The organism is Streptomyces sp. NPDC050997, from assembly GCF_040660135.1.
Lineage (GTDB): Bacteria > Actinomycetota > Actinomycetes > Streptomycetales > Streptomycetaceae > Streptomyces.
On record NZ_JBFAGK010000010.1, the window covers coordinates 64,659 to 87,458 of the forward strand.

21 protein-coding genes are annotated in these 22,800 nt (G+C 71.5%); 7 read left to right on the plus strand and 14 right to left on the minus strand.

Annotation, left to right across the window (positions count from 1 at the left end; all coding sequences use genetic code 11):
- Window positions 1-59 precede the first annotated feature (59 nt).
- Window positions 60-2,042 carry an FUSC family protein gene (locus AB0H86_RS23160; protein WP_362441769.1) on the minus strand — a complete coding sequence of 661 codons (1,983 nt, stop codon included), beginning with the start codon at window positions 2,040-2,042 and terminating at the stop codon, window positions 60-62.
- A gap of 325 nt (window positions 2,043-2,367) precedes the next feature.
- On the opposite strand from AB0H86_RS23160, the gene AB0H86_RS23165 reads away from it, so the two are divergent.
- Window positions 2,368-2,808 carry a Rid family hydrolase gene (locus tag AB0H86_RS23165; RefSeq protein WP_362441772.1) on the plus strand — a complete coding sequence of 147 codons (441 nt, stop codon included), beginning with the start codon at window positions 2,368-2,370 and terminating at the stop codon, window positions 2,806-2,808.
- A 60-nt stretch (window positions 2,809-2,868) separates the two neighbouring features.
- On the opposite strand, the gene AB0H86_RS23170 is transcribed toward AB0H86_RS23165, so the two are convergent.
- Together AB0H86_RS23170 and AB0H86_RS23175 are read right to left on the minus strand one after the other, a co-directional pair.
- On the minus strand, window positions 2,869-3,615 hold the full coding sequence (locus tag AB0H86_RS23170) for an aspartate/glutamate racemase family protein (RefSeq protein ID WP_362441775.1): 747 nt from the start codon (window positions 3,613-3,615) through the stop codon (window positions 2,869-2,871).
- 5 nt (window positions 3,616-3,620) lie between these two features.
- Window positions 3,621-5,099, minus strand: a complete 1,479-nt coding sequence (locus AB0H86_RS23175) for an NCS1 family nucleobase:cation symporter-1 (protein WP_362441778.1) — start codon at window positions 5,097-5,099, stop codon at window positions 3,621-3,623.
- A gap of 141 nt (window positions 5,100-5,240) precedes the next feature.
- On the opposite strand from AB0H86_RS23175, the gene AB0H86_RS23180 reads away from it, so the two are divergent.
- Window positions 5,241-5,906: a GntR family transcriptional regulator gene (locus AB0H86_RS23180; protein ID WP_362441781.1), complete on the plus strand. Its 666-nt coding sequence runs from the start codon at window positions 5,241-5,243 to the stop codon at window positions 5,904-5,906.
- 163 nt (window positions 5,907-6,069) lie between these two features.
- On the opposite strand, the gene AB0H86_RS23185 is transcribed toward AB0H86_RS23180, so the two are convergent.
- Window positions 6,070-6,816 (minus strand): uracil-DNA glycosylase, encoded by a 747-nt coding sequence (locus AB0H86_RS23185; RefSeq protein ID WP_362441784.1) that lies wholly within the window; start codon window positions 6,814-6,816, stop codon window positions 6,070-6,072.
- Between the two features lie 94 nt (window positions 6,817-6,910).
- Between AB0H86_RS23185 and AB0H86_RS23190 the strand changes: the two genes are divergently transcribed.
- Window positions 6,911-7,507 carry an RNA-binding S4 domain-containing protein gene (locus AB0H86_RS23190; protein WP_362441787.1) on the plus strand — a complete coding sequence of 199 codons (597 nt, stop codon included), beginning with the start codon at window positions 6,911-6,913 and terminating at the stop codon, window positions 7,505-7,507.
- A gap of 154 nt (window positions 7,508-7,661) precedes the next feature.
- Here the strand turns inward: AB0H86_RS23190 and AB0H86_RS23195 are convergent, their stop codons facing one another.
- The 3 genes from AB0H86_RS23195 to AB0H86_RS23205 form a co-directional block, all read right to left on the minus strand.
- Window positions 7,662-8,129 (minus strand): DoxX family protein, encoded by a 468-nt coding sequence (locus AB0H86_RS23195; protein ID WP_362441790.1) that lies wholly within the window; start codon window positions 8,127-8,129, stop codon window positions 7,662-7,664.
- A 110-nt stretch (window positions 8,130-8,239) separates the two neighbouring features.
- Window positions 8,240-8,917, minus strand: coding sequence for a class I SAM-dependent methyltransferase (locus tag AB0H86_RS23200; protein WP_362441793.1), 678 nt, complete (start codon window positions 8,915-8,917; stop codon window positions 8,240-8,242).
- A 105-nt stretch (window positions 8,918-9,022) separates the two neighbouring features.
- Window positions 9,023-9,937, minus strand: a complete 915-nt coding sequence (locus AB0H86_RS23205) for an acyltransferase domain-containing protein (RefSeq protein WP_362441796.1) — start codon at window positions 9,935-9,937, stop codon at window positions 9,023-9,025.
- Between the two features lie 95 nt (window positions 9,938-10,032).
- Between AB0H86_RS23205 and AB0H86_RS23210 the strand changes: the two genes are divergently transcribed.
- Entirely contained in the window at window positions 10,033-10,299 is a 267-nt protein-coding gene (locus AB0H86_RS23210; RefSeq protein ID WP_362441799.1) for a DUF6343 family protein, read from the plus strand.
- Between the two features lie 95 nt (window positions 10,300-10,394).
- On the opposite strand, the gene AB0H86_RS23215 is transcribed toward AB0H86_RS23210, so the two are convergent.
- From AB0H86_RS23215 to rpsA, 4 genes are all read right to left on the minus strand, one after another.
- A complete protein-coding gene (locus AB0H86_RS23215; protein ID WP_362441802.1) occupies window positions 10,395-10,775 on the minus strand; it encodes a tetratricopeptide repeat protein in 381 nt (126 codons plus the stop codon).
- A 50-nt stretch (window positions 10,776-10,825) separates the two neighbouring features.
- Entirely contained in the window at window positions 10,826-11,452 is a 627-nt protein-coding gene (gene coaE, locus AB0H86_RS23220; RefSeq protein ID WP_362441805.1) for a dephospho-CoA kinase, read from the minus strand.
- A 55-nt stretch (window positions 11,453-11,507) separates the two neighbouring features.
- Window positions 11,508-12,446: a PAC2 family protein gene (locus AB0H86_RS23225; protein ID WP_362441808.1), complete on the minus strand. Its 939-nt coding sequence runs from the start codon at window positions 12,444-12,446 to the stop codon at window positions 11,508-11,510.
- 331 nt (window positions 12,447-12,777) lie between these two features.
- A complete protein-coding gene (gene rpsA, locus AB0H86_RS23230; protein ID WP_362441811.1) occupies window positions 12,778-14,301 on the minus strand; it encodes a 30S ribosomal protein S1 in 1,524 nt (507 codons plus the stop codon).
- A 378-nt stretch (window positions 14,302-14,679) separates the two neighbouring features.
- Here rpsA and AB0H86_RS23235 point away from each other — a divergent pair, with 378 nt between their 5' ends.
- Window positions 14,680-15,489 carry a class I SAM-dependent methyltransferase gene (locus AB0H86_RS23235; RefSeq protein ID WP_362442477.1) on the plus strand — a complete coding sequence of 270 codons (810 nt, stop codon included), beginning with the start codon at window positions 14,680-14,682 and terminating at the stop codon, window positions 15,487-15,489.
- A 117-nt stretch (window positions 15,490-15,606) separates the two neighbouring features.
- Window positions 15,607-18,159 carry an ATP-dependent helicase HrpB gene (hrpB, locus tag AB0H86_RS23240; protein WP_362441814.1) on the plus strand — a complete coding sequence of 851 codons (2,553 nt, stop codon included), beginning with the start codon at window positions 15,607-15,609 and terminating at the stop codon, window positions 18,157-18,159.
- On the opposite strand, the gene AB0H86_RS23245 is transcribed toward hrpB, so the two are convergent.
- The 3 genes from AB0H86_RS23245 to AB0H86_RS23255 form a co-directional block, all read right to left on the minus strand.
- Window positions 18,149-19,141, minus strand: coding sequence for a DUF3068 domain-containing protein (locus tag AB0H86_RS23245; protein WP_362441817.1), 993 nt, complete (start codon window positions 19,139-19,141; stop codon window positions 18,149-18,151). The genes hrpB and AB0H86_RS23245 overlap by 11 nt on opposite strands.
- A gap of 21 nt (window positions 19,142-19,162) precedes the next feature.
- Complete coding sequence (locus tag AB0H86_RS23250; protein ID WP_362441820.1) at window positions 19,163-19,297, minus strand: SPW_0924 family protein; 135 nt, start codon at window positions 19,295-19,297, stop codon at window positions 19,163-19,165.
- A 135-nt stretch (window positions 19,298-19,432) separates the two neighbouring features.
- Window positions 19,433-21,226: a lytic transglycosylase domain-containing protein gene (locus AB0H86_RS23255; protein ID WP_362441823.1), complete on the minus strand. Its 1,794-nt coding sequence runs from the start codon at window positions 21,224-21,226 to the stop codon at window positions 19,433-19,435.
- Window positions 21,227-21,565: 339 nt separating this feature from the next.
- Between AB0H86_RS23255 and AB0H86_RS23260 the strand changes: the two genes are divergently transcribed.
- Complete coding sequence (locus AB0H86_RS23260) at window positions 21,566-22,417, plus strand: DUF4184 family protein (protein WP_362441826.1); 852 nt, start codon at window positions 21,566-21,568, stop codon at window positions 22,415-22,417.
- Window positions 22,418-22,800: the final 383 nt, after the last annotated feature.

A 22,800-nucleotide genomic window follows, 5' to 3' on the forward strand; every position in this document is an offset into this window, starting at 1 on the left:
GACTCCGGGGCCGGGTTGCGGAGTCACGGTGACGGAATCACGGTCACCCCGCCGCGAAGTCACCCGGCCGCGGGCAGGTCGGGGATCCGCAGGCCTCCGCGCTCGCCCTCCTTCGCCAGTTCGGCCAGCAGTTCGGTGAGGCGTTCGGTGTGCCGCGCGGTGAGCCGTCCGGTGTCGTCGAGGTGTACGGCGCAGGCGGTGGTCGTGTCGACGAGCCGTTCGAGGGTGGTGGCGATCTCGTCCGCGCCCTCCGAATGCCGGGCGAGCGAGGGGAGTTCGGCGGCGGCGAGGGCGATGGCGGTGCGGGCCTCGGCGAGGGCCCGGTAGGCGTCGCGGCGGAGGGTCCAGCGGACGCCACGGCTGTCGGAGTCGGCGCCCGTGCCGGAGTCGGTGGCGGGTGCGGTGCCGGCGACGGGAGCGGTGCCGGCGACGGGTTCAGTGCCGGCGGTGCGCAGTCGGTGGGCGTCGGACTCGCGCGCCGCGTGGGCTTCGGATTCACGCAGGACATGCGCGAGGTACGCCTGTGCGGCGACATTCGCCACCGCGAGCCGGGAGCGTACCCCGCCGGCCCGCTGTCCCGGCATCGGCAGGTGGCCCACGATCAGCACGATCGCGCAGGCCAGCAGCGTCTCCCCGATCCGGCCGGCGGAGGCCTGTGGCTCGCCGCCGACCATCACCAGCGCCAGCACGAGGACGGTGACGACGGCGGTCTGCGCGGCGAAGTGCCGGGTGGCGACCGGGATGAGGGCGCCGCTGAGGGCCACGAGTGCGATGAGCCCTTCCGGCCGGGGCAGCACCGCGGCGAACCCGGCGAAGACGAGGGCGCCGAGGACGGTCCCGGCCGCGCGGTTCAGCACACGCGAGGCGAGCGGCCCCAGATCGGGCTTGACCAGGAAGACGGTGGTGGCGGGCAGCCAGTACCAGTGCTCGTGCAGCCCCTGCCAACGCGCCTGGTGCAGGGCCTGGGCGACGCCGACGCTGGCGCCGAAGCAGAGGGCGACCCGCAGCCCGTACTCACGCCCCCCGGCCCCGAACACGGTACGCAGCAGGGCCCTCGCGCCGCGCTTGCGGGTGTGCAGGTCGGAGCCCTTGGCCAGGTCGAAGGCCTCGGCGGCGTGCAGCAGGGCGTCGTCAAGGGCGCGCAGCCCGGGCCCCGATCGGGAGGGCGCCGGCAGTGGCCCGGTGTGCGTGTTGTCGCGTACGGCGGCGGCGAGGCGCCGGGGCCCGGCCGAGGACCGCCCGGAGACCTCCTCCCCGGCCCAGGCCAGCGCGGTCGCGGCCTCGGCGAGCGGCAGCGCGGCGGCGTACTGCGCGTGCAGCCGCCGTTCGGCCGACGAGCTGGCGTAGCGCCGCAGCCGGGGCCCGGCGAGCGCGTCCTGCGCGTGATCGAGCGCGGCGGTCAGCGCCACGCGGCGGGAGGTGGCGTCCGGCGTACCCGCGGCGTCGAGAAGCGCCGCGACCGCGTCGTAGACAGCGGCGACGGCCCCCCGCTCCCCGTCGAACCGGAAGTCCCCGGCGAGGCCGCCGGGCGTGGGCAGGGCCAGCCGCAGCCCGAGCAGCCATCCGGCGCCCACCAGGTAGGCGAGCGCCCGCTGCCATCCCGGGTCGGGCAGCGGCATCCCGGCTCCGATGGCGGAGGCGACGAGCCACTGCGTCCCGGCCGCCGAGGCGACGGGCCCGACGGCGCTGACGCCCCCGGCGACGAGTCCGACGAGGGTCAGCAGCAGGGTGAGGGCGACGGCCCCGACCTGCGCTCCGGTGTACGTCCCCATGAGCAGCCCGCAGGCTCCCGCGAGCGCGGGCACACCGATGCGCCGGACGGAGACCCGCCGGCCGCCTGGGCGGTCGTTGATCCCGGCCAGCATGGCGGCGATGGCCGCGACAACCCCGAGGGAGGTATGGCCGACGAGCACGGCGACGAGAAGCACCGGCCCGGCGGACAGCGCACCCCGCGCGACCGCGTTCCACGGCACGGGCCCCCGCTGGGCACGGAAGGCATGGGCGAGCCAGGGCGGAAGGGGCAGAGCAGCGGGGCGGGACACGGGGCTCCTGTCGTCTGTTCGAGGCGGGGGTAAGCCTGCGGGCGACGGTGGCCGGGCTGTGGGGCGGGGCCGTGTGAGGTGCGTGTGGGGATGCGGCCTGTATCTGCACGGTAGATCGCGGTCTTGGAGGAGATGGGGCGAATATATTTCGGCGATGTGACGATTGACGGTAGGGGCGGTTTCTTTATGAACGCAATTCAGACCGGGAGACCTGAAGAAGCCCGCTGCGCTCTCCGGCGTGACCGGTCCCCAGGAATTCGGATGCGATCCCGGGCAAGGGCTCGGATGATCGTCAGGTTGTCCGCCGCCCGCCTCAGGAGCTCACATGATCCAGCGCGTCACCGTCCCCGCCCTCTTCCCGCCGCCGACCTACTCGCACGCCTCCGTCGTCGAGGCCGGCACGAGGCTTGCCTTTCTCGCCGGGTCGGTACCCCTCGACGCCGAAGGGAAGTTGGTCGGAGCGGGAGACCCGGTGCGGCAGGCCGAGCAGGTGATCGCGAACCTGGGTGTTCAACTGCGCGCTGTCGGGAGCGACTTGGAACATGTCGTGTCGTCCGACGTGTACGTCGTGAGCGGTGATCCGGCGGTGCTCTCCGCCGTCTGGGATGTAGTCGAGGCGTCCGCGCTCAGCACCGGGCCGCACTCGTCGACGCTGCTCGGCGTGGCCTGCCTCGGATACTCGGGGCAGTTGGTGGAGATCACGGCGACGGCCGTGGTACCGGAGGACTTGCCCGTGAGCGAGTCCGAGGACCACCGGAGCGGGTGACCACGGGGGGCCGTTTCCGGGTGGAGCGGTCCCGCATCGAGCGGTCTCCGCATCGAGCCGTCACCCCATCGCCCCCGCCCCCCACACCCGCCCCTTCGGTACCGGCTTCGCATAGCTCCCCGCGCGGCTCGTCGTCAGGCCGAGGGTGACCAGGGACTCCGCGAGTTTCACCGCCGCCGCGACCCCGTCGACCACGGGAAGCCCCAGTTTCTCCCCCACCGCCCGCTCCAGGCCGGTCATCCCGGCGCAGCCCAGCACCAGTACCTCCGCCCCGGCCCGGCACGCCTGCTCGGCCGCCGCGAGGAATGCCGCCTCGGTACGCGCCCGCTCTCCGCGCCCGTCACCCGCTCCGTCACCGAGGTCGAGGACGCTCAGTCCCGTGCCGACGACGGCGGCGCAGTTGCGGCCCACGCCCGCCAGTTCCAGGCTGTCCTCGATCTGGCCGCACGACCGCTCCAGCGTGGTGACGACCCCGTACCGGCGTCCCAGCAGGCAGGCCAGATGGGCCGCGGCCTCGGTGATGTCGACCACCGGTACGTCCACGAGCTCCCGCACGCCCTCCCGTCCGTGCTCGCCGAAACCGGCCATGACCACGGCGTCGTACGGCGGTCCCTGGTAGGTGCGCAGCAGGTCGATGACCGCGGCGGCGGACAGATAGCTGTCGAGCCAGCCCTCCGCGGACTCGGGTCCCCAGGCGGGGGTCAGCCCGGTCACGACGGTGCCCGGGCCTGCCGCGGCCCGGGCACCTCGTACGATCTCCTCGGTCATCTCCTGCGTGGTGTTGCAGTTGGTGACGACGATCCGCACGTTTCTCAGACCTCCACGGTCTTCTCGGGCAGGGGCACGGAGTCGGCCGCGCGGTCGGCGCGGCACAGCGCCACGTACAGTCCGGCGGCCAGCGCCGTACCGATGAACCAGGAGTACGGCGCGACATCGCTGAACGTCTTCACCAGCGCGAGCACCGCCGCGACCGCCGCCGAGGGCAGGAACGCCCACAGTGCCTTGGGGTTGACGCCCTTGGCGTAGTAGTAGCGGGATCCGGGACGGCCGTCGAACAGTTCGTCGACGTCGATGCGGCCGCGCTTCACCCAGTAGTAGTCGACCATGATCACGCCGAACAGCGGGCCGAGGAAGGCGCCGAGGCCGCCGAGGAAGTAGTTGACCACCGTGGGGTTGGAGAAGAGGTTCCACGGGGTCACCAGCAGCGCGACGACGGTGCTGATCATGCCGCCGACCTTGAAGGTGATCTTCTGCGGCCAGACATTGGCGAGGTCGTACGCCGGGGAGACGAAGTTGGCGACGATGTTGACGCCCATCGTGGCGATGGCGAAGGTCAGCGCGCCCACCACCAGGACCCAGGTGTTGCCGATCTCGGCGACGAGGTAGGCGGGGTCGGTGATCTGCTTTCCGAACACCTCGTAGGCGCCGGCGGTGACGATGACCGACACGATCACGAAGGCCGTCGAGTTGACGGGCAGTCCCCAGAAGTTGCCGCGCCGGACCGTTCGGTAGTCGGGGGCGAAGCGGGAGAAGTCGCAGAAGTTGAGCATCAGGGTGCCGTACGTGGCGAGGATCAGGCCGACCGCGCCGAACCACTGCCGCCACTGTTCCCCGACGGAGACGGGATGCGGGGTGCTGGTGAGCGAGATGGTCCAGCCGGCCTTGGCGAGGATCCACACGGCCAGCGCGATCATCACGACCCAGATCGCCGGGCCGCAGAAGTCCTGGAACTTGCGCACCGACTCCATGCCCCGGGTGATGATCGCCGCCTGGACCAGCCACAGCGCCACGAACGACACCCAGCCGAGCGCGTCGAGTCCGAGGAACGAGCTGTGCGTCCAGGACTCCAGGCCCGGCCAGGCCGCCAGCAGCATCACGTTGACGGCGACGGAGGCGAGGTAGGTCTGGATGCCGTACCACATGATGGCGATCACGGCTCTGATCAGGGCGGGGATGTTGGCACCCCAGACACCGAAGGCGACACGACTGACCACGGGGAACGGGACGCCGGTGCGCTGTCCGATGCGGCCCATCATGTTCATCCCGGCGTAGATGATCACGAAGCCGACGAGCAGGGACGTGAAGATCTGCCAGACGTTCATGCCGAGGAAGAGCAGGCCGGCGGCGAACGTGTAGTTGCCGAGGTTGTGGACGTCGGACATCCACATGGCGAAGAGGTCGAAGACCTTCCAGTTGCGCTTGCCCGCGGGGGCGAGGTCTTCGTTGGTGAGCCGGGGATCGGGGACGAACGCTGCTGTGCCGGTGACTTCGGCAGAGTCGGCGAGGGACACGGAGGCCTCCAGGAGCGGGTGGAGCCGGCGGCGTGTTTGGTATACCAAACTGCGGACATAGTCCTCTCGTCAACCGTTCCGACCGATGTCGTTGTGGTTAACGCTCCGTAAAACACCCTCTCCGTCGGCGAAGATGGGCCCATGAGCTCCATGACGAAGATCGAGCCTCTCGGCGCGGTGCGCGAACGCGTCCTGGCCACTCTGCGCCAGGAGATCATCGCGGGCCGTCTCCGTCCCGGCGACCGGCTGGTCGAGCGGGAGCTGGCCGAGCGCTTCGGGGTCTCGCGCGTCCCGGTCCGGGAGGCGATCCGCGCCCTGGTCGCGGAGGGCTTCGTCCACTTCGAGACCCCGCGCCGCACGGTGGTACGACGACTCACCCCGGCCGACGTCAGGGAACTCTTCGAACTGCGCGAGGCGTTGGAGGTGTACGCGGCCGGGCTCGCCGCGTCACGGGCGACGCCCGAGGACCTGGCCGAGGTCGAGGAGCTCCTCGACCGGGCGACCACCGCCACCGAGGCACAGGACGCGGAGGCGATCACCGACATCAACAGCCGCCTGCACGACCGCATCGTGGCCATGGCGGGCAACAGCCTGCTGATCGCCTCGCTCGAACCGGTCGCGGGCCGCCTGCGCTGGATGACCCGGCGCAACGAGGAATGGCACCAACTCCTGGTCGAACACCGCGAGTTGTACGAGGCCATCGCCTCCGGCGACCCGGAACGCGCCCGCACACACGCGCTCACCCACGTCCGCACCAACCACCGCTCGACGGTACGACAGCTGTTCGGCGACACCGAAGTCCCCTAGCCGGGCACGCGTGTGCGCTCCCCCGGCCGGGCACGCGTGAATCCGTGGCCAGGCACGCGTAAGTCCCCCGCGAGGGCCGAGCGCGCCTGAGTACCCCGGCCTCGTCGCCGTGTTTACGGCGCCACGGGTGGGGTCGCCTCACGTCGAGCCGGGTCGGCTCGCCTCAGGTCGAGCCGGGCAGTCCGGCCGCTTCGGCCGCCGTCGCCAGCACCTCCCGCAGCATCGCGGGCGTGAGCCGGCCGGTGAAGGTGTTGCGCTGGCTGACGTGGAAGCAGCCGAAGAGCTCCAGACCGTCGAGGGGAACGTGCCTGCCGTGGGCGAAGGCGGGGCGCGGCCGGGGCACCTTCCAGCCCGCCTCGGCGAACGCCGGCAGCGCGGCCTGCCAGCCGAAGGCGCCCAGGACGACCACGGCTCGCAGGGTCGGCCGCAGCAGGTTCAGCTCCTGGACGAGCCAGGGCCTACAGGTGTCCCGCTCCTCGGGGGTGGGCTTGTTGGCGGGCGGCGCGCAGTGCACCGGCGAGGTGACCCGCACTCCGTGCAGCTCCAGGCCGTCGTCGGCGGATACCGAGGTGGGCTGCGAGGCGAGTCCGACGTCGTACAGCGCCTCGTACAGCACGTCTCCGGAGCGGTCGCCGGTGAACATCCGGCCGGTGCGGTTGCCGCCGTGCGCGGCCGGGGCGAGGCCGACGATCAGCAGCCGGGCGTCCGGCGGTCCGAAGCCCGGTACCGGCCGACCCCAGTACGTCCAGTCGGCGAACGCGGCGCGCTTGACGCTTGCCACCTCCTCCCGCCAGGCGACCAGCCGAGAACAGGCCCGACACCCCGCGACCCGCTCGTCCAGCCCGCCGAGTCCGCCGAGGAGGTCGGGGAGGTCGGGTCCGACGGGTCCGGAACGGCCGCTGGTGTTCATGCCTCCACCGTACGGAAGCCCTGGCCTTCGCCCCGGTCCGGACCGCCGGGAAAACCTGTCCTGGCCGCCCGGCCCGCGTACTAAGGTCGGAAGCATGGCTGTGGAGCACACGGACGACACGAAGACGAGTGGGACGACCGGCCCGGACACGAACCGCAGGTCCGGCGACGCCGACGCCGCGGGCGCGACCGGCAGCCAGGGAAGCAGCCCCGAACCCACCCCGGGTGCCGGACCGCAGGACGTGGACGCCAAGACCGCCGCCGCCGCCGTGGCCGCCGCGGAGGCGGCCGCTCCGAAAAACGGTGAGACCGTCCGTCTGGACAGCTGGATCTGGGCGGTCCGGCTGGTCAAGACCCGTTCCATGGGAGCCACCGCCTGTCGGGGCGGTCATGTCCGGGTGAACGGCGAGCGGGTCAAGCCCGCCTACACGGTGCGCGTCGGCGACGAGGTGCGGCTACGCGGGGAGGGCACGGAGCGGATCGTCGTCGTCAAGCGGTTGATCCGCAGGCGGGTCGGCGCCCCGGTGGCCGCCCAGTGCTACATCGACAACAGCCCGCCGCCCCCGCCCCGCGAGGCCGTCGCCCCCGCCGGTATCCGTGACCGAGGCGCGGGCCGCCCGACCAAGCGCGACCGCCGCGAGCTGGAACGCCTGCGGGGACTGCCCGGCGGCGGCCACCCCGAGGAGCGCTGAACGCCGTCCCCGATCCGCTGGCACCCGCGGCGATGTGACGACGGTGGCGTCCGGGGAAGAGCAGGGCCCGGACACCACCGCCACCGCCGTCACCACCGCCGTACGGTCGTCGCACGGCCGCGGATCACCCCGCGGATCACGGGATCACACTCCCTCACGCCTGTCGTCGCACCAGCCGCAGCAACCGCGTGTTGCTGTCCCGCCGTGCCCAGGCGATCAGGGCGAGCGGCACGATCAGGATCAGCGGTGTCGCCGCGTTCTCCCCGCCGAAGACGGTGACCTGCACGACGAACGCGCCCACCATCAACGCACTCAGCGCCACAGCCGCCACCGACTGGAGCACCGGGATCAACAGCGCGATCCCCCCGGCCAGTTCGAGGACACCGATGGTGTACATCCCCGCACTGCCCCAGCCCATCTTGTCGAAGCCCTCGGCGGCCGAGGGGTGCGCGATCAGCTTGGGCAGCGCGCTCGCGATCACGTAGAAGAGGGCGAGGACCACCTGGAGACCGCGCAGGGCGATCCGGGCACGGCGCCCACGGGCGGTCGGGGACTCGGCGACGACGGTACCGGAGGAGGAGACGGCGGTGACGGCGGAGACGGGGGCGATGGTCTCGGACATGGGGTTCTCCTGTGGGAAGCGGTCCGTTGTGCAATCACAGGGATAGACCGAGCCGCACTCCGAAACTCATCGCCCTGCCACGCGCGAACTCCTCGCCGCGGCCCCCGAACTCATCGCCGTACGGCGCGCACCCAGATCCGGTCCTCCGTCAGATAGCTGTCCACCCTCAGCCCTGCCTCCGCTAGCGCCTCCTCGAACTGTTCCTTCGTCAGCGGACGGGCCCGGAACGTCTGGGTCCAACGCGCGTCCGGAAAGTCGTACTCCGCGCGGACCACGTTGACCCCGTCGCCGAGCGGCTCCGAGGAAGCGATCCGTACGGTGAAGCCGCCGGGTTCGATCCGCTCGCGCGGCACGTTCGTGTGGTAGTCCTCGCCCTCGCGTTGGATCAGCACGCACCCGTCCGGCGCGACATGTCGGGCGCAGGTGCGCAGCAGCCCGTCTCGGACCCGGAGGTCTCCGTCGTGTACCAGGAACGACGCGAGTAGCACCACGTCGAACGTCTCGCCCAGGTCCAGGTCTTCGATGGGGCTGCGTATCGTGCGCGCCCCCTGGACGCGCTCCAGCATCTCGGCAGACTCGTCCACCGCCGTGACCGTGAAGCCCCGCTCCAGCAGGGGGTGGGTCATGCGCCCGACACCGCTGCCCAGTTCCAGGATGCTTGCCCCCGCCGGCACGGCACCGGCGATGATGTCCGGCTCGGGCCCTACCGGAAGCCGTGCGTAGAACTCGACCGCACAGCCGTCCGGGGTGATCGCCCCGGGGCCCGTCCCCTCATGTCCCGTTCGCATTTTCAGCTCCATGCCCGTCCAACGGCCCGCCTGCGCACGTCCGTTCCCGCCTCGCACACATTCACCCTTTCGAGTGGCGACACCGTGATCGGCACCAACTCGCTTTCACCGAACGGTGGTTGGCAGCGGAAACCAGCCGTGCCCTATGTACCAGTGCTTCCCGGCCCGCAGGTGGTCGCCGACGGCCCGCTCCACGGACGTCCCCCGCGGCAGGCTCTCGACCGGCAGCTCCGGGTCGCCGAACACGAACTGGACCGGTTCCGTGTCCGCCGGCTCCCTGTCCTCGCGGGCGACCCGGAAGCGCTCCTGGAACCGGACGACGTTGGAGTCCTCGGGCAGGTAGTCCCTCAACTGCGGGTCCAGCAGCCAGGAGTGGCAGAGCACGGCCCGGTAGGTCTCCTCGGGGTAGTGCCGCGCGAAGAACTCGTCGGCCAGCGCCAGCGAGCGGTCGCAGGCGGCCGGTGACAGCGGGCCGAGGAAGTCGGGAACGTGCAGGTTCAGACAGAGCGTGCCGGGAGCCACGTCCAGTCCGGCCGCCCCGAGCACCCGAGCTGTACGCTCCCCGTACCGGGCCCGTTCGAACTGCAGTCGGCCCAGCTGGTACAGCTCGCCCCGGAAGTGGTGGATGAGCCACCACGGGGCCTGCACACCGGCTCGTCCGTGGCGCCTGCGGTACACGGCCATGTTCCGTCCGAGGTCGGCGAGGGTGCGCCGGGAGACCTCGGCGGGGATGCCCCGCTCACGGTGGTGGGCGCGAGTGTGGGGCAGCGCCGCCACGAACACGTACGCGGGGAAGCAGCGCCGCAGTGCGCCCGGGGCCCAGTCGAGCTCCGGCAGGTCGACCGCGCCGCCGACTTCTCCCATGCCCCGGACGAGTTCCTCGACCGACGCCTCCAGGAACCGTCGCAGCTCCGGATCGTCGGCGACCCTGCGGCCCATCCGGACGAGGTCGTTGATGTCCTCGTGCGGTACGGCAAGGTCCAGCAGCGCGTCGGCCAGTTCATCGGCATCCGGAAGCACGCGATGACCCCCTGTTCGAACCCTGGTGAACGGTTCGGACGCTGTGGTGTACGTCCGTTCCGAAGGGTACGTTGCAGAGAGGAGTGGTGTTCGAAATGCGTACGGGCAGTGAGCCGGCGACCGCGCGCAGTGCGCTGCGAGCGCGGTTCTGGCTGAGCGTGTGGGGTGTCGTCTGGGCGGTCTTCGGTACGGCCGCGTTCGCGCTGGTCGGACGCCCGGGGTGGGCGATCGCCTGCGGGGTGCTGTGGCTGGTGATCACCGTCGACCTGACCCTGATCGTCAGGCACATGCGCCAGGGTCCGCACTTCCAGCCGGGCCCCGACATCCCGCCGTACCGGCCCCCGGAGAACCGTCGCCGCTAGGGCCTGTCCGCTTCCTGACAGGCCAGCAGAGGGGTGCCTCGCTCACGGGCCGCCACGAGTCCTCGCCGACGGGGCCGTGCCGGGTGCGCGGCCCCTCACTCCTCGAAGCGTGCCGCCTTCAGGAACTCCGGCTTCGGGTCCAGTGCGGCCGCCAGCCGGAAGTGACGCCTGGCCTCGTCGGGCCGGCCCTGACGCTCGTAGGTCCGGGCGAGCGCGAAGTGCGCGAACGCGTTGTCCGGCTCACGCTCCAGGACGATGGTGAACTCCAGCTCCGCGGGCCTCAGTTGTGCGGCGGCGAAGAAGGAACGCGCGCGCAGCAGTCGGGCCGCGGTGTTCTCGGGGTGCGCGGCGATCACCGGGTCGAGCAGCTTCACCGCGCCCCGCGGGTCCCGCGCGGCGAGCAACTGCTCGGCGGCACGGAAGTCGATGACATGCGTCTCCGGAGTACGTCCGGTCGATCCGCTGGTCTCGGGCACGGCAGAGTCCTTCCCTCACTGCAGGGGTTCAACGCCCGCACGGGGGGCCGCTATTCCTGGGCGCCCTGGGCGCCCTGGGCCGCGTGGGCTCTGCGGACGAGGTCGGCCCATACGTCCCGGACCCGTCGCGGCAGGTTTTCCAGCGGGACGTCGTTGTCGATGACGATGTCCGCGATGGCCAGGCGCTTCTCGCGGGTCGCCTGGGCCGCCATGCGCGCGCGGGCGTCCTCCTCGGTCATGCCGCGCAGCCGGACGAGGCGGTCGAGCTGGGTCTCGGGGGCGGTGTCGACGACGACCACGACGTCGTACAGCGGGGCGAGGTCGTTCTCGGCGAGGAGCGGGACGTCGTGGACGACGACGGCGTCCTCGGCGGCGGCGTTTTCCAGTTCGCGGGAGCGGGCGCCCACCAGGGGGTGGACGATCGAGTTCAGGACGGCGAGCTTCTCGGGGTCGGAGAAGACGATCGAACCGAGCCGGGGCCGGTCCAGGCTGCCGTCGGCGGCGAGCACGTCGGTACTGAAGGCCTCGACGACCGAGGCGAGGCCCGGCGTTCCCGGCGCGACGACCTCCCGCGCGATGCGGTCGGCGTCGACCAGCACGGCACCGCACTCCACGAGCAGTCGTGACACCTCGCTCTTGCCGGCGCCGATACCGCCGGTCAGGCCCACCTTCAGCATGAGCGGTAGCTTAGGGCCTGGCACCGACAGCGCACCCCTCGGGCCTCGGCGCGGTTCAGCCGTCGCCCTCCCGCTCCGCCAGGAACTTCTCGAACTCGAGGCCGATCTCGTCCGCCGAGGGGATGTCCACGGGTTCGGCGAGCATGTTGCCGCGGGTGTCGGCGCCGGCGGCGGCGTCGAACTGGTGCTCAAGGCCCTGGACGAGCGCGACAAGTTCCTCGTCGCCCTCCTGGACCTGGCGGTCGATCTCGGTCTGCGTACGGTGCGCGTCCGTGCGCAGGGCGTGCGCGATGCCCGGAAGGACCAGGCCGGTCCCCGCCGTGATGGCCTCCAGGACCGTCAGGGCCGCGTCCGGGTACGGAGAGCGGGCGATGTAGTGCGGGACGTGCGCGGCGACGCCCAGGACGTCGTGGCCGGCCTCCATGAGGCGGTACTCCACCAGGGCCTCGGCGCTGCCGGGCACCTGTGCCTCCTCGAAGGGGCTGCGGTGACCGGGGACCAGCTCCGTGCGGTTGCCGTGCGGGGTGAGGCCCACCGGGCGGGTGTGCGGGACGCCCATGGGGATGCCGTGGAAGTTCACCGAGAGGCGGACACCGAGCCGTTCCACGATCTGCTGGACGGCCGCGGCGAAGCGTTCCCACTCCACGTCCGGCTCGGGCCCGGACAGCAGCAGGAAGGGCGCACCGGTGGCGTCCTGGACGAGCCGCACGTCGATGGTGGGTTCCTCGTACTCGGCCCAGCGGTCGCGCTTGAACGTCAGCAGCGGGCGGCGGGCCCGGTAGTCCACGAGCCGGTCGTGGTCGAAGCGGGCGACGACCTGGTGGGGCAGCGAGTCGAGGAGCCGGTCGACGATCTGGTCGCCGGTCTCGCCCGCGTCGATGTAGCCGTCGAAGTGGTAGAGCATGACAAGTCCAGCCGACTCCTGGGCGAGCGCCATGTCTACGACGGCGAGGCCCTTCGGCTCCCATGCGTACAAACCCTGCGGATCAAGCACTGTGACCGCTCCTCCTCGTGTTCGTACTGCACAACGCGTCGCAGGACATGGGCATTCCCGCCCGAGCCCCTGATCAGGCACCTCTGACCGGGATTTCATGAGACGAGGCCGAGACCAACACCCCGAGGCGCGCGGGGAACTGAGCGCCTGGCCCCCCGCCGACCACGGCCGAACGACGAACCCGCCCCCGGGCAACACCGAGGGCCGCGCGACGAACCCGCCCCTCGCAACGCTGAAAGGCCGAACGGCCAACCTGCCCCGGGCAACGCCGAAGGGCCGCACCTCGAAAGGTGCGGCCCCTCAGTTACTGGTCAAGCCCAGCGGTGAGCGTTCAGCTCTGGCCGCCGGCCAGCTTCTCGCGCAGCGCGGCAAGCGCCTCGTCCGAGGCCAGCGCGCCGGACGTGTCGCCACCCTCGGAAGAGTACGAACCGCCGCCACCGCCGCCGCCGGAGCCGGAGCCACCGGACGCCGCCGGAGCCGCGGCTTCGCCGCCACCCTCGGCAGCGGCCTTCTCGTCCGCCTCGCGGGACTTGATGACCTGCGCCTGGTGCTGCTCGAAGCGCGTCTGCGCCTCGGCGTACTGGTTCTCCCACACCTCACGCTGGGATTCGTAGCCCTCGAGCCAGTCGTTGGTCTCGGGGTCGAAGCCCTCGGGGTAGATGTAGTTGCCCTGGTCGTCGTACGACGCGGCCATGCCGTACAGGGTCGGGTCGAACTCGACCGAGGCCGGGTCGGAACCGAACGACTCGTTGGCCTGCTTCAGCGAGAGGCTGATGCGACGGCGCTCGAGGTCGATGTCGATGACCTTGACGAAGATCTCGTCGTTGACCTGGACGACCTGCTCCGGGATCTCCACGTGGCGCTCGGCCAGCTCGGAGATGTGGACCAGACCCTCGATGCCCTCGTCCACGCGGACGAACGCACCGAACGGAACCAGCTTCGTGACCTTGCCGGGCACGACCTGGCCGATCTGGTGGGTGCGGGCGAACTGCTGCCACGGGTCTTCCTGGGTCGCCTTCAGCGACAGGGAGACGCGCTCGCGGTCCATGTCGACGTCGAGGACCTCGACGGTGACTTCCTGGCCGACCTCGACAACCTCGGAGGGGTGGTCGATGTGCTTCCAGGACAGCTCGGAAACGTGCACCAGACCGTCGACGCCGCCCAGGTCCACGAAGGCACCGAAGTTGACGATCGAGGAGACGACGCCGGAGCGGACCTGACCCTTCTGCAGGGTGGTGAGGAACGTCTGGCGAACCTCGGACTGGGTCTGCTCGAGCCAGGCGCGGCGGGACAGGACCACGTTGTTGCGGTTCTTGTCCAGCTCGATGATCTTCGCCTCGAGCTCCTTGCCCACGTAGGGCTGGAGGTCGCGGACACGGCGCATCTCGACGAGCGAAGCCGGCAGGAAGCCACGGAGGCCGATGTCGAGGATGAGTCCACCCTTGACGACCTCGATGACGGTACCGGTGACGATGCCGTCCTCTTCCTTGATCTTCTCGATGGTGCCCCAGGCGCGTTCGTACTGGGCGCGCTTCTTCGAGAGGATCAGGCGGCCTTCCTTGTCCTCCTTCTGGAGAACAAGGGCTTCGATCTCGTCACCGACGGCGACGACCTCATTGGGGTCGACGTCGTGCTTGATCGAGAGCTCGCGGCTCGGGATGACACCTTCGGTCTTATAACCGATGTCGAGCAGGACCTCGTCCCGGTCGACCTTCACGATGACGCCGTCGACGATGTCGCCGTCGTTGAAGTACTTGATCGTCTCGTCGATCGCGGCGAGGAAGGCTTCCTCGTTACCGATGTCGTTGACCGCTACCTGCGGAGTGGTAGAGGTGGTCTCGGTGCTGCTCGTCATGTGGGAAAGGGCTCCGGTACGGACGGTGAGTCGTAGGTACTGCTTACGCCGGGAGCCCGTTTCGCTCTGAAGAAGCCGGACAGCCAAGGAAGCGCCACACCAGAGAGCTCTGGCGGCGCCTCGACAACCGAGGGGACATACAACAGATGCGAGCGCAGCCTGCTACGTCTGAGGAGCGCAAGCTCGCAGCGCAACTTGTAGCATACGGGGGCAGCCAGACAGGGTCAATGCGCGAAGGCGCACACCCGGGGCGGATCACCGCATACCCGGCACAAAACCTGTCTCACGAGGCCACGCGGGCCCGGTGACGTCCCATTCGTGGCGCCGCCGCGACAGCTGTGGCGGCCGAGCCCGCACATTCTTACGAGGGAGCCGATCATCCAAGAGCCCGAAGCGTCCGAGCCGGAACCCACCCGGCGCACCGCCGGTGTCACGGAGAGTTCCCGGGCCAACCGGGGCTGGTGGGACCGCAACGCGGACGAGTACCAGGTCGACCACGGCACGTTCCTCGGGGACGACCGTTTCGTGTGGGGGCCCGAGGGCCTCGACGAGGTGGAGGCCGAACTGCTCGGTCCGCCGGAGGAACTCAAGGGCCAGGACGTCCTGGAGATCGGCGCCGGCGCGGCCCAGTGCGCGCGCTGGCTGGTCGCCCAGGGTGCCCGTCCGGTCGCCCTGGATCTCTCCCACCGCCAACTCCAGCACGCGCTGCGCCTCGGCGGCTCCTTCCCCCTGGTGTGCGCCGACGCGGGCGCGCTGCCCTTCGCGGACGGTTCCTTCGATCTGGCGTGCTCGGCGTACGGGGCGCTGCCGTTCGTCGCCGACCCGGTGCTGGTCCTGAAGGAGGTGCGTCGGGTGCTGCGTCCCGGCGGCCGTTTCGTCTTCTCGGTGACCCACCCGATCCGCTGGGCGTTCCCGGACGAGCCGGGCCCCGAGGGGCTGTCGGTCGCCGCCTCGTACTTCGACCGCACTCCGTACGTCGAGCAGGACGAGGAGGGGCACGCGGTGTACGTCGAGCACCACCGGACGATCGGCGACCGGGTGCGGGACGTCGTTGCCGGGGGCTTCCGCCTCGTCGACCTGGTCGAGCCGCAGTGGCCGGCATGGAACACCTCCGAGTGGGGCGGCTGGTCACCGCTGCGCGGGAACCTGATCCCCGGGACGGCGATCTTCGTGTGCGAGCGGGACTGAATCGCCTACGCGCGCGTATGCGGGACTGATCGCCTACGCGCGCGTAGAGCGCTGCACGCCCGCGTAGAGCGCTCTTCGCGGGCGTACGAAACCGACGGGCGTACGACACTGGGGGGCGTGATCCGTTACGACGCCCTGGACGCCCTTCCCGTACGCGGGGCCCTGCCCGGTCTGAACGACGCCCTGGAGGGGCACGGCACCGCTGTGCTCGTCGCGCCGCCCGGTACCGGCAAGACGACGCTGGTGCCGCTGGCCCTGGCGGGGCTGCTGGGTGAGGGGCCCGCGCGGCGGGTGCTCGTGGCCGAGCCGCGACGGATCGCGGCGCGGGCGGCGGCGCGGCGGATGGCGTGGCTGCTGGGCGAGAAGGTCGGCGGGAGCGTCGGGTTCACCGTGCGCGGGGAGCGGGTGGTCGGGCGGCGCACGCGCGTGGAGGTCGTCACGACCGGTGTGCTGCTGCAGCGCGTACAGCGGGATCCGGAGCTGGCCGGGGTCGACGTGGTGGTGCTGGACGAGTGCCATGAGCGGCATCTGGACGCGGACACGGCGGCGGCGTTCCTGTGGGACGTGCGCGAGACGCTGCGGCCGGATCTGCGGCTGGTGGCCGCGTCCGCGACGACCGACGCGGACGGCTGGGCGCGGCTGCTGGGCGGGGCGCCGGTGGTCGAGGCGGCGGGTGTCTCGTATCCGGTGGAGGTGGTGTGGGCTCCGCCGGTGCGGCCGGTGCGGCCGCCGCACGGCATGCGGGTCGATCCGGCGCTGCTGACGCATGTGGCGTCGATGGTGCGGCGGGCGCTGGCCGAGCGGGAGGGGGACGTGCTGTGTTTCCTGCCCGGGGTGGGCGAGATCGCGCGGGTCGCCGGGCAGTTGGGCGCTCTCGGCGCGGTGGACGTGCTCCAGGTGCACGGTCGGGCGCCGGCGGCCGTGCAGGACGCGGTGCTGGCTCCCGCTCAACGGCGTCGGGTGGTCCTCGCGACCTCCGTGGCCGAGTCCTCGCTGACGGTTCCCGGGGTTGGGGTGGTCGTCGACTCGGGGTTGGCGCGGGAGCCGCGGGTGGACCACGCGCGCGGGCTGAGCGCGCTGACGACGGTACGGGCGTCGCAGGCGGCGGGGCGACAGCGGGCGGGGCGGGCCGGGCGTGAGGCGCCAGGGGCGGTGTACCGGTGCTGGGCCGAGGCGGAGGACGTGCGGTTGCCGCGCTTCCCGTCCCCGGAGATCAAGGTCGCCGATCTGGCGGCGTTCGCCCTGCAGACGGCGTGCTGGGGGGATCCGGACGCGTCCGGGCTGGCGCTGCTGGATCCACCGCCGGGCGGGGCGATGGCGGCGGCGCGGGGCGTGTTGACGGCGATCGGAGCGGTCGACTCCGCCGGGCGGGCCACAGAGCGGGGCCTTCGGCTCGTGCGGCTGGGGCTGCATCCCCGGTTGGGGCGGGCGTTGCTGGACTCGGCGACGGTGGTGGGGGCGGAGCGGGCGTCCGAGGTGGTCGCGTTGCTGAGCGAGGAGCCGCCTCGGGAGTACGGGGACGACCTGGCGGCCGCCGTGCGGGCCGCGCGGCGTGGAGCCGACGCCTATGGGGGGCGGTGGCGTGCGGAGGTGCGGCGGCTGCGCGCCCTCGCCGCGGAAGCCACGAAAGCCACGGAAGCTATAGAGGCTCCAAAAGCTCCGGGAGCCCCAGGAGTTCCGGAAACCACACACGCTACGGAGGACGCTCTTGTCGGGTTCGTGGCCGCGCTGGCGTTCCCTGAGCGGGTCGCCAAGGCCGACGGCGCTTCCTACCTGATGGTCTCCGGCACCCGCGCCGAGACCGGCGAGGGCGGCGCCCTGCGCGGCGCCCCCTGGATCGCCGTCGCGGTCGCCGATCGGCCCGTGGGCAAGGGGCACGCGCGCGTGCGGCTCGGGGCCGCCGTGGACGAGGGCGTGGCCCGGCTGGCGGCGGGCTCACTGGCGGGGGCGGGCGACGAGGTGCACTGGGCCGACGGGGATGTCGTCGCGCGGCGGGTGGAGCGGCTGGGGGCCGTCGAGCTGGCTGTGCGTCCGCTGCGCAACGCCGACGCCGGACTCGTACGGAACGCGCTTCTTGAGGGGCTGCGGCTCGAAGGGCTCGGCCTGCTGCGGTGGTCGGCCGAGGCGGTCGCCCTGCGGCAGCGGCTGGCCTTTCTGCGGCTGCGCCTCGGGGAGCCGTGGCCCGACATGTCCGACGAGGCGCTCCACGCGCGCGTGGACGAGTGGTTGGAGCCCGAGCTGGGCCGGGCACGGCGGCGCGCCGACCTCGCGCGGATCGACGCCGGTACGGCGCTCGCGCGCCTGCTGCCCTGGGCCTCCGGGGACGCCGCCCGGCTCGACGAGCTCGCCCCCGAGCGGATCGCCGTACCGAGCGGGTCCAGGATCCGGATCGACTACGGGGATCCCGCACAGCCCGTGCTGGCCGTGAAGTTGCAGGAGATGTTCGGACTGCAGGAGTCGCCCCGGGTCGCGGGGGTGCCGTTGCTCGTGCACCTCCTGTCCCCCGCCGGGCGGCCCGCCGCCGTCACCGCCGACCTCGCGTCCTTCTGGAAGGACGGCTACAAAGGCGTACGGGCGGAGTTGCGCGGCCGGTATCCGAAGCATCCGTGGCCCGAGGACCCGGCCGTCGCCGAGCCGACGCGGCACACCAACGCCCGGCTCAGGCGGTGACCGGCTCCGGTTCCGTCGTCTCGGCCGGGGCCGGGTCGCCCGGACGCCGGCCGCGGGCCTCCAGATACAAGGACAGCGACAGCAGCAGGACGCCCAGGATGAGGAAGCCCCAGGGCAGGTACGAGGTCAGCAGCAGGACGAGGGTGCGGTTGGACTTGACCAGGTCGACGGTGTGCTCGATGTAGTCCTCGCGCATCTTCACGTGACCGGCGAACGCCGTCACCTTCTCCCGGCCGCCCAGCAGGGTCCCGCCGCGCAGTTCCTCCTTGTGGATCTCCTCGCCGTAGACGGGGGCGCCGGTCAGCGGCTCGACCCAGAACTTGCGGACCGTGGTGTACCAGCGGGTGGTGCCGGTCTTGGCGACCGTCTCGGGGGTGATGCCCGCGACGGGCATGGCCTTGGGGAACGCCACCCTGGTCCAGGGGATGGTCTGCTCGAAGTAGTAGACCTCGACGCCCCGGAAGTTCTGGGTGCCCCGGTAGTGGATGGGGGAGGTCACCCGGGCCTGCGCGTCGAAGTACTCGTAGTCCCGTTTCTCGGTCAGGAACGGCCACTTGAACTCGATGCCCTCACGTTTCACCGGGTCGCCGTCGACCATCTCGCCGGTGGCGTGGACGGGTTCCTGGGTATGGGCGTCGAAGATGTACCGCTCGGGGATCTTGGACACCATCTTGCCGTCGGGGCCCTGCACATAGGACAGGCCGTCCCAGACGACGACGTCCTTGCCCGCCGTCTTCTCGATCTGCTCGGAGGCCTCCACGTTGCCCCTGAGCGTCTGCACGATGGTGACCTTGGGGACCTTCTTCTCCTTCAATCCGTCGTAGTCGAGGAGGGTCGCGTCCTTCGCCTCCAGCACCATGTCCTGGTACTGGTTCGCCGGGATCTTGGCCAGGCGGGGGAAGGCGTACCAGCGCAGCAGCGGGGACAGCGCCGCGAAGAACATGGCGAGCGCGAGCAGGACGAGACTGGTCTTGCGGCGCATCTCGGTCTCCCTCCCGGGGCGTTACGGGTGTGCGGGCACCGTCGTCAGCATCGGTTTCGGGGAGGTGCTCCCGGTCGGTGAGCCCATGGCCGTGATGGTCAGGACCAGGGCGAACGCGACGGCGAGGCCGGTCGCGGCGGCGATCAGTGCGCGCATGCCTGCCTCCGGGCGAGCTGGAACTGATGCATCGTCAGATCCGGCACCGTAGCAACGGGCGGGTGAGATGAGAACACCGCGCACACAACGGCGGCGCCCGTCCGCAGAGGGGCGCCGCCGTGATGGTCGTAGGTGCTATGCGCTGGGACTGGCCGAACCGCCGGCCGAACCGCTGTCCGAACTGCTCGCGGATGGGGACGGGCTCGGCGACGACGTCTCGGCCGCCGCGACGGTCAGCGGGACGTTGATCGCCGCGCCGCCCGCGGTGGTGACGCGGAGCATGTACGTGCCGGCGGTGTCGTCGGCATACAGCTTCGGCAGTTTCAGCAGGCCGTTCTTGTCCGTCTTCAGGCCCGTGAGGGTGCGTACGGTCTTGCCGTCCGCGTCCTTGAAGTAGGGGCCCTTGTCGTTCTCGGTCGGGTCGAGTGCCGACTTGACCAGGGTGGCGGTGACCGCGACCTGGTCGGCGATCTCGCCCTGGTTGGTGGCCTTCACCTCGACCTGGTCGGCGAACTCGCCGCCCGGGGTGCAGGTCAGCGCGGTGTCGCTGGTGCGGGTGAGTCCGTCGGCGGTGCGCTCGGTGACGGTGGCCTTGTAGTCGAGGGCGCTGATCGCGCGGCCGACGACGGTGGCACGGACGGTGAAGTCGCCCGTCTTCTCGCCCGCCTTCAGCGCGGGCGCCACGGCCACGCCGGTGCTGTTGGTGACGACCGTGGCGACGCTCTCCCCGCCGGTGAACGTGGTGTCGGTGTCGCCGACGACGGTGAAGCGGACGCGGACCTTGGCCACGGCCACGCCGAGCTTGGTCTCGGCACGGGTGCTGACCTTCTGGGCGAAGGCGTCACCGGCGGTCGCGGTGAGCTTGGCGGTGCCCGCGTCCTCCAGGTGGTCCACCGTGTCGGTGGGGGTCTGGGGGGTGGTGGGCGGCGTGCTCGGCGGGGTGGAGGGCGGCGTGCTCGGCGGAGTGGTCGCCGGCGGGGTCGTCGCGGGCTGGGTCGTCGCAGGCGGGGTGGGGCTCTGGGTGCCGCCGCCGGGCTTGTTGCCGGGCTTGGCCGGCTCGACCGAGGTCGGCGGGGACCACCCGGGGCTCGACACGGTGTTGCCGTCGCTGCGGTTGCCGGGCAGGGTGCCGGTGCCGTCCGGGATCTCGTGGGTGCCCTTGCGGTAGTACTCCAGCCACGTCAGGACCGTGTTCAGGTAGTCCTGCGAGTTGTTGTAGCTGAGGATCGCGCTGTCGCGGTCGGTGTTGCTGGACAGGTCCCAGTCGAAGCGGCACAGGTAGTGGCCGGCTGCGAGCGCCGCGTCGTAGACGTTGTTGGGGTCCTTGGTGCCGTCGTCGTTGCCGTCGCGGCCCGCCCACGCCCAGGTGGACGGGATGAACTGCATGGGGCCGATGGCCTGGTCGTACGCGCTGTTGCCGTCGTAGGCACCGTTGTCGGTGTCCTTGATCAGCGCGAAGCCGTTGCCGTCGAGCTGCGGGCCGAGGATCGGGGAGATCGTGGTGCCGTCCGCCCTGACCTTGCCGCCGCGGGCCTGGCCCGACTCGACCTGGCCGATGGCGGCGAGGAGTTCCCAGGGCAGGTTGCAGCCGGGCTTGGACGCCCGCAGTTCGGCGGCGGCCTTCTTGTAGGCGTCGAGGACGGTCGCGGGAACGCCGGCGGTGGTGCCCTGGGAGGCGGACGGGCCAACGGTCGGCGAGGGGTTCGGGCTGTTGAGCGGCGGCAGGTCCGTGTAGTACGGCGAGTTACCGGTCGCGCCGTCGTCGGCGGTCGCGTCGGGTGCGGTCTCGGCGCCGGTGGTGGCCGGTCTGCCCTGGTCGCCGGTCGTCACCCCCGGGGCCTGAGAGGCGGACAGGGCCGCGACCGCAGCCGCGGCCACGGCGGTGGTTGCCGCTCCCTTACGCAGCCTCCTGCCGAATTGCGCCGCCATAGAGTGAACCCCTCCCGTGAACGCCCGAGCGTCCGTCTTCGTCTGCCGGTCTCGCTACTCAGTACTGCTCTCGACCTGTTGTGACGAACGACCCGCGGTGCGGGTTGCCCTCGTTACGCTTTTGCGTGCTGTGTTCGCGTGTTCGACCGTGCGCCCTGACACGGCAGCCCAGGCGACCCTACGACAACTTCCTTTTCACCGGCACCCGTTCGTGCCCGATTTTCACCAGTTGGCCATGTGCGGTGGTGCCCGGTGGGTGGCGTGCCGTGTCCCGCATACTGGGCTTCGCTGATCACCGGGCCTTTCCGGCCCTGCCAACGCCTGCTGCGAGGAGCCCCGTTGCCGTTCACTTTGAGCCACGCGGCGGCCGTCCTGCCCGCCGTACGCGGCGACGGGAGCGGCCGCGGGAAACTGGTACCGGCCGTACTGGTGGCGGGTTCCTTCGCGCCCGACTTGACCTACTACGCGGCAAGTGCGGTGTCCGGGGCCATGGAGTTCGGCGACGTGACCCACTCGTTCCCGGGCGTCTTCACGATCGACGTGCTGCTCGCCTGGGCGTTGGTCGGACTGTGGCTGCTGGTGCGTGAACCACTGGTGGCGCTGCTGCCACGGGCACGGCAGGGCCGGGTGGCCGCGCTCCTGCGCTGCGGGGCGCCACGCGCGCGGGTAGGGCCGTCCGCGCTGCTGTGGTGGTACGTGTCCGCCGCGCTCGGTGCGCTGACCCATGTGGTGTGGGACGCGTTCACGCATCTCGACCGGTGGGGGATGCGGCTGTTCCCCGTCCTGGGGCACGAGGTGGCGGGCTCCCCCTTGTACTGGTATCTGCAGTACGGCGGCTCGGCGGTCGCCGCCGTCGTCATCGCCGTGTTCGTGGTGCACGCGCTGCGGCGTGCGCCCGATACGGCGGTGGTGGGAGTCGCGGCGCTGTCGGTACGGGACCGCTGGTCGGCCGGTGCCGTGATCGGCGGTTGTGCGGCGGTCGCGGCGGCGCAGCGGGTGACGCGCTGGTGGGACTACTGGGGGTCCACCGCGAAGCCCTGGGAACTGATTCCGACGCTGTGCTTCGGAGCGGGCGCGGGGCTCGTCCTGGGTGTGCTGCTGTACGCCGTGGGGGTCAGGGTGTGGCGTCCGGCCCGGGTCGCTCACGATCCGGGAGCGACCGCCGGGGAGCGGAGCCGGGCCGCGCGCTGACGGAGGCGGACTCCGTGAAGGTGGCCAACGGTCGTGACCGTGGCAGCGGGTTGAGCGTCCGGGCGAGGTAGCCACGGCCCAGCTCCGGCCCAGCTCCACAGAGACGTCCGGCGCAGGGCCGTCGCGAGGTCGGCGGGGACGCGGGCGGTGCTCGCGGCGGCCGGGACCGGCGGGGGCGGCGACGGGGCCGACTGAGCATCTGCCTGTGCCTGCGTCCGTGCGTGGGCCGTCCGTCGGTGGAGCGTACGTATACCCATGCCCGCGTCCTTAGGGCGGGGACGGCGAGCGGCGCTTTCGGCGGGGGCCACGCGCGTGACGGGCCCTGCGGGGGTGGGGCGGCGGGGATGTGTTCGCGGCGGCCGGACGAGGCCATGACGTACGAC

What these genes read in the sequence shown, in the direction of transcription:
- AB0H86_RS23180 (WP_362441781.1), top strand. Translation starts at nt 5,241, where the DNA reads ATGAGCTCCATGACGAAGATCGAGCCTCTCGGCGCGGTGCGCGAACGC.
- coaE (WP_362441805.1), bottom strand. Translation starts at nt 11,452, where the DNA reads ATGCTGAAGGTGGGCCTGACCGGCGGTATCGGCGCCGGCAAGAGCGAG.
- AB0H86_RS23245 (WP_362441817.1), bottom strand. Translation starts at nt 19,141, where the DNA reads ATGCGCCGCAAGACCAGTCTCGTCCTGCTCGCGCTCGCCATGTTCTTC.
- AB0H86_RS23185 (WP_362441784.1), bottom strand. Translation starts at nt 6,816, where the DNA reads ATGAACACCAGCGGCCGTTCCGGACCCGTCGGACCCGACCTCCCCGAC.
- AB0H86_RS23250 (WP_362441820.1), bottom strand. Translation starts at nt 19,297, where the DNA reads ATGCGCGCACTGATCGCCGCCGCGACCGGCCTCGCCGTCGCGTTCGCC.
- AB0H86_RS23195 (WP_362441790.1), bottom strand. Translation starts at nt 8,129, where the DNA reads ATGTCCGAGACCATCGCCCCCGTCTCCGCCGTCACCGCCGTCTCCTCC.
- AB0H86_RS23210 (WP_362441799.1), top strand. Translation starts at nt 10,033, where the DNA reads ATGCGTACGGGCAGTGAGCCGGCGACCGCGCGCAGTGCGCTGCGAGCG.
- AB0H86_RS23190 (WP_362441787.1), top strand. Translation starts at nt 6,911, where the DNA reads ATGGCTGTGGAGCACACGGACGACACGAAGACGAGTGGGACGACCGGC.
- AB0H86_RS23200 (WP_362441793.1), bottom strand. Translation starts at nt 8,917, where the DNA reads ATGCGAACGGGACATGAGGGGACGGGCCCCGGGGCGATCACCCCGGAC.
- AB0H86_RS23255 (WP_362441823.1), bottom strand. Translation starts at nt 21,226, where the DNA reads ATGGCGGCGCAATTCGGCAGGAGGCTGCGTAAGGGAGCGGCAACCACC.
- AB0H86_RS23165 (WP_362441772.1), top strand. Translation starts at nt 2,368, where the DNA reads ATGATCCAGCGCGTCACCGTCCCCGCCCTCTTCCCGCCGCCGACCTAC.
- rpsA (WP_362441811.1), bottom strand. Translation starts at nt 14,301, where the DNA reads ATGACGAGCAGCACCGAGACCACCTCTACCACTCCGCAGGTAGCGGTC.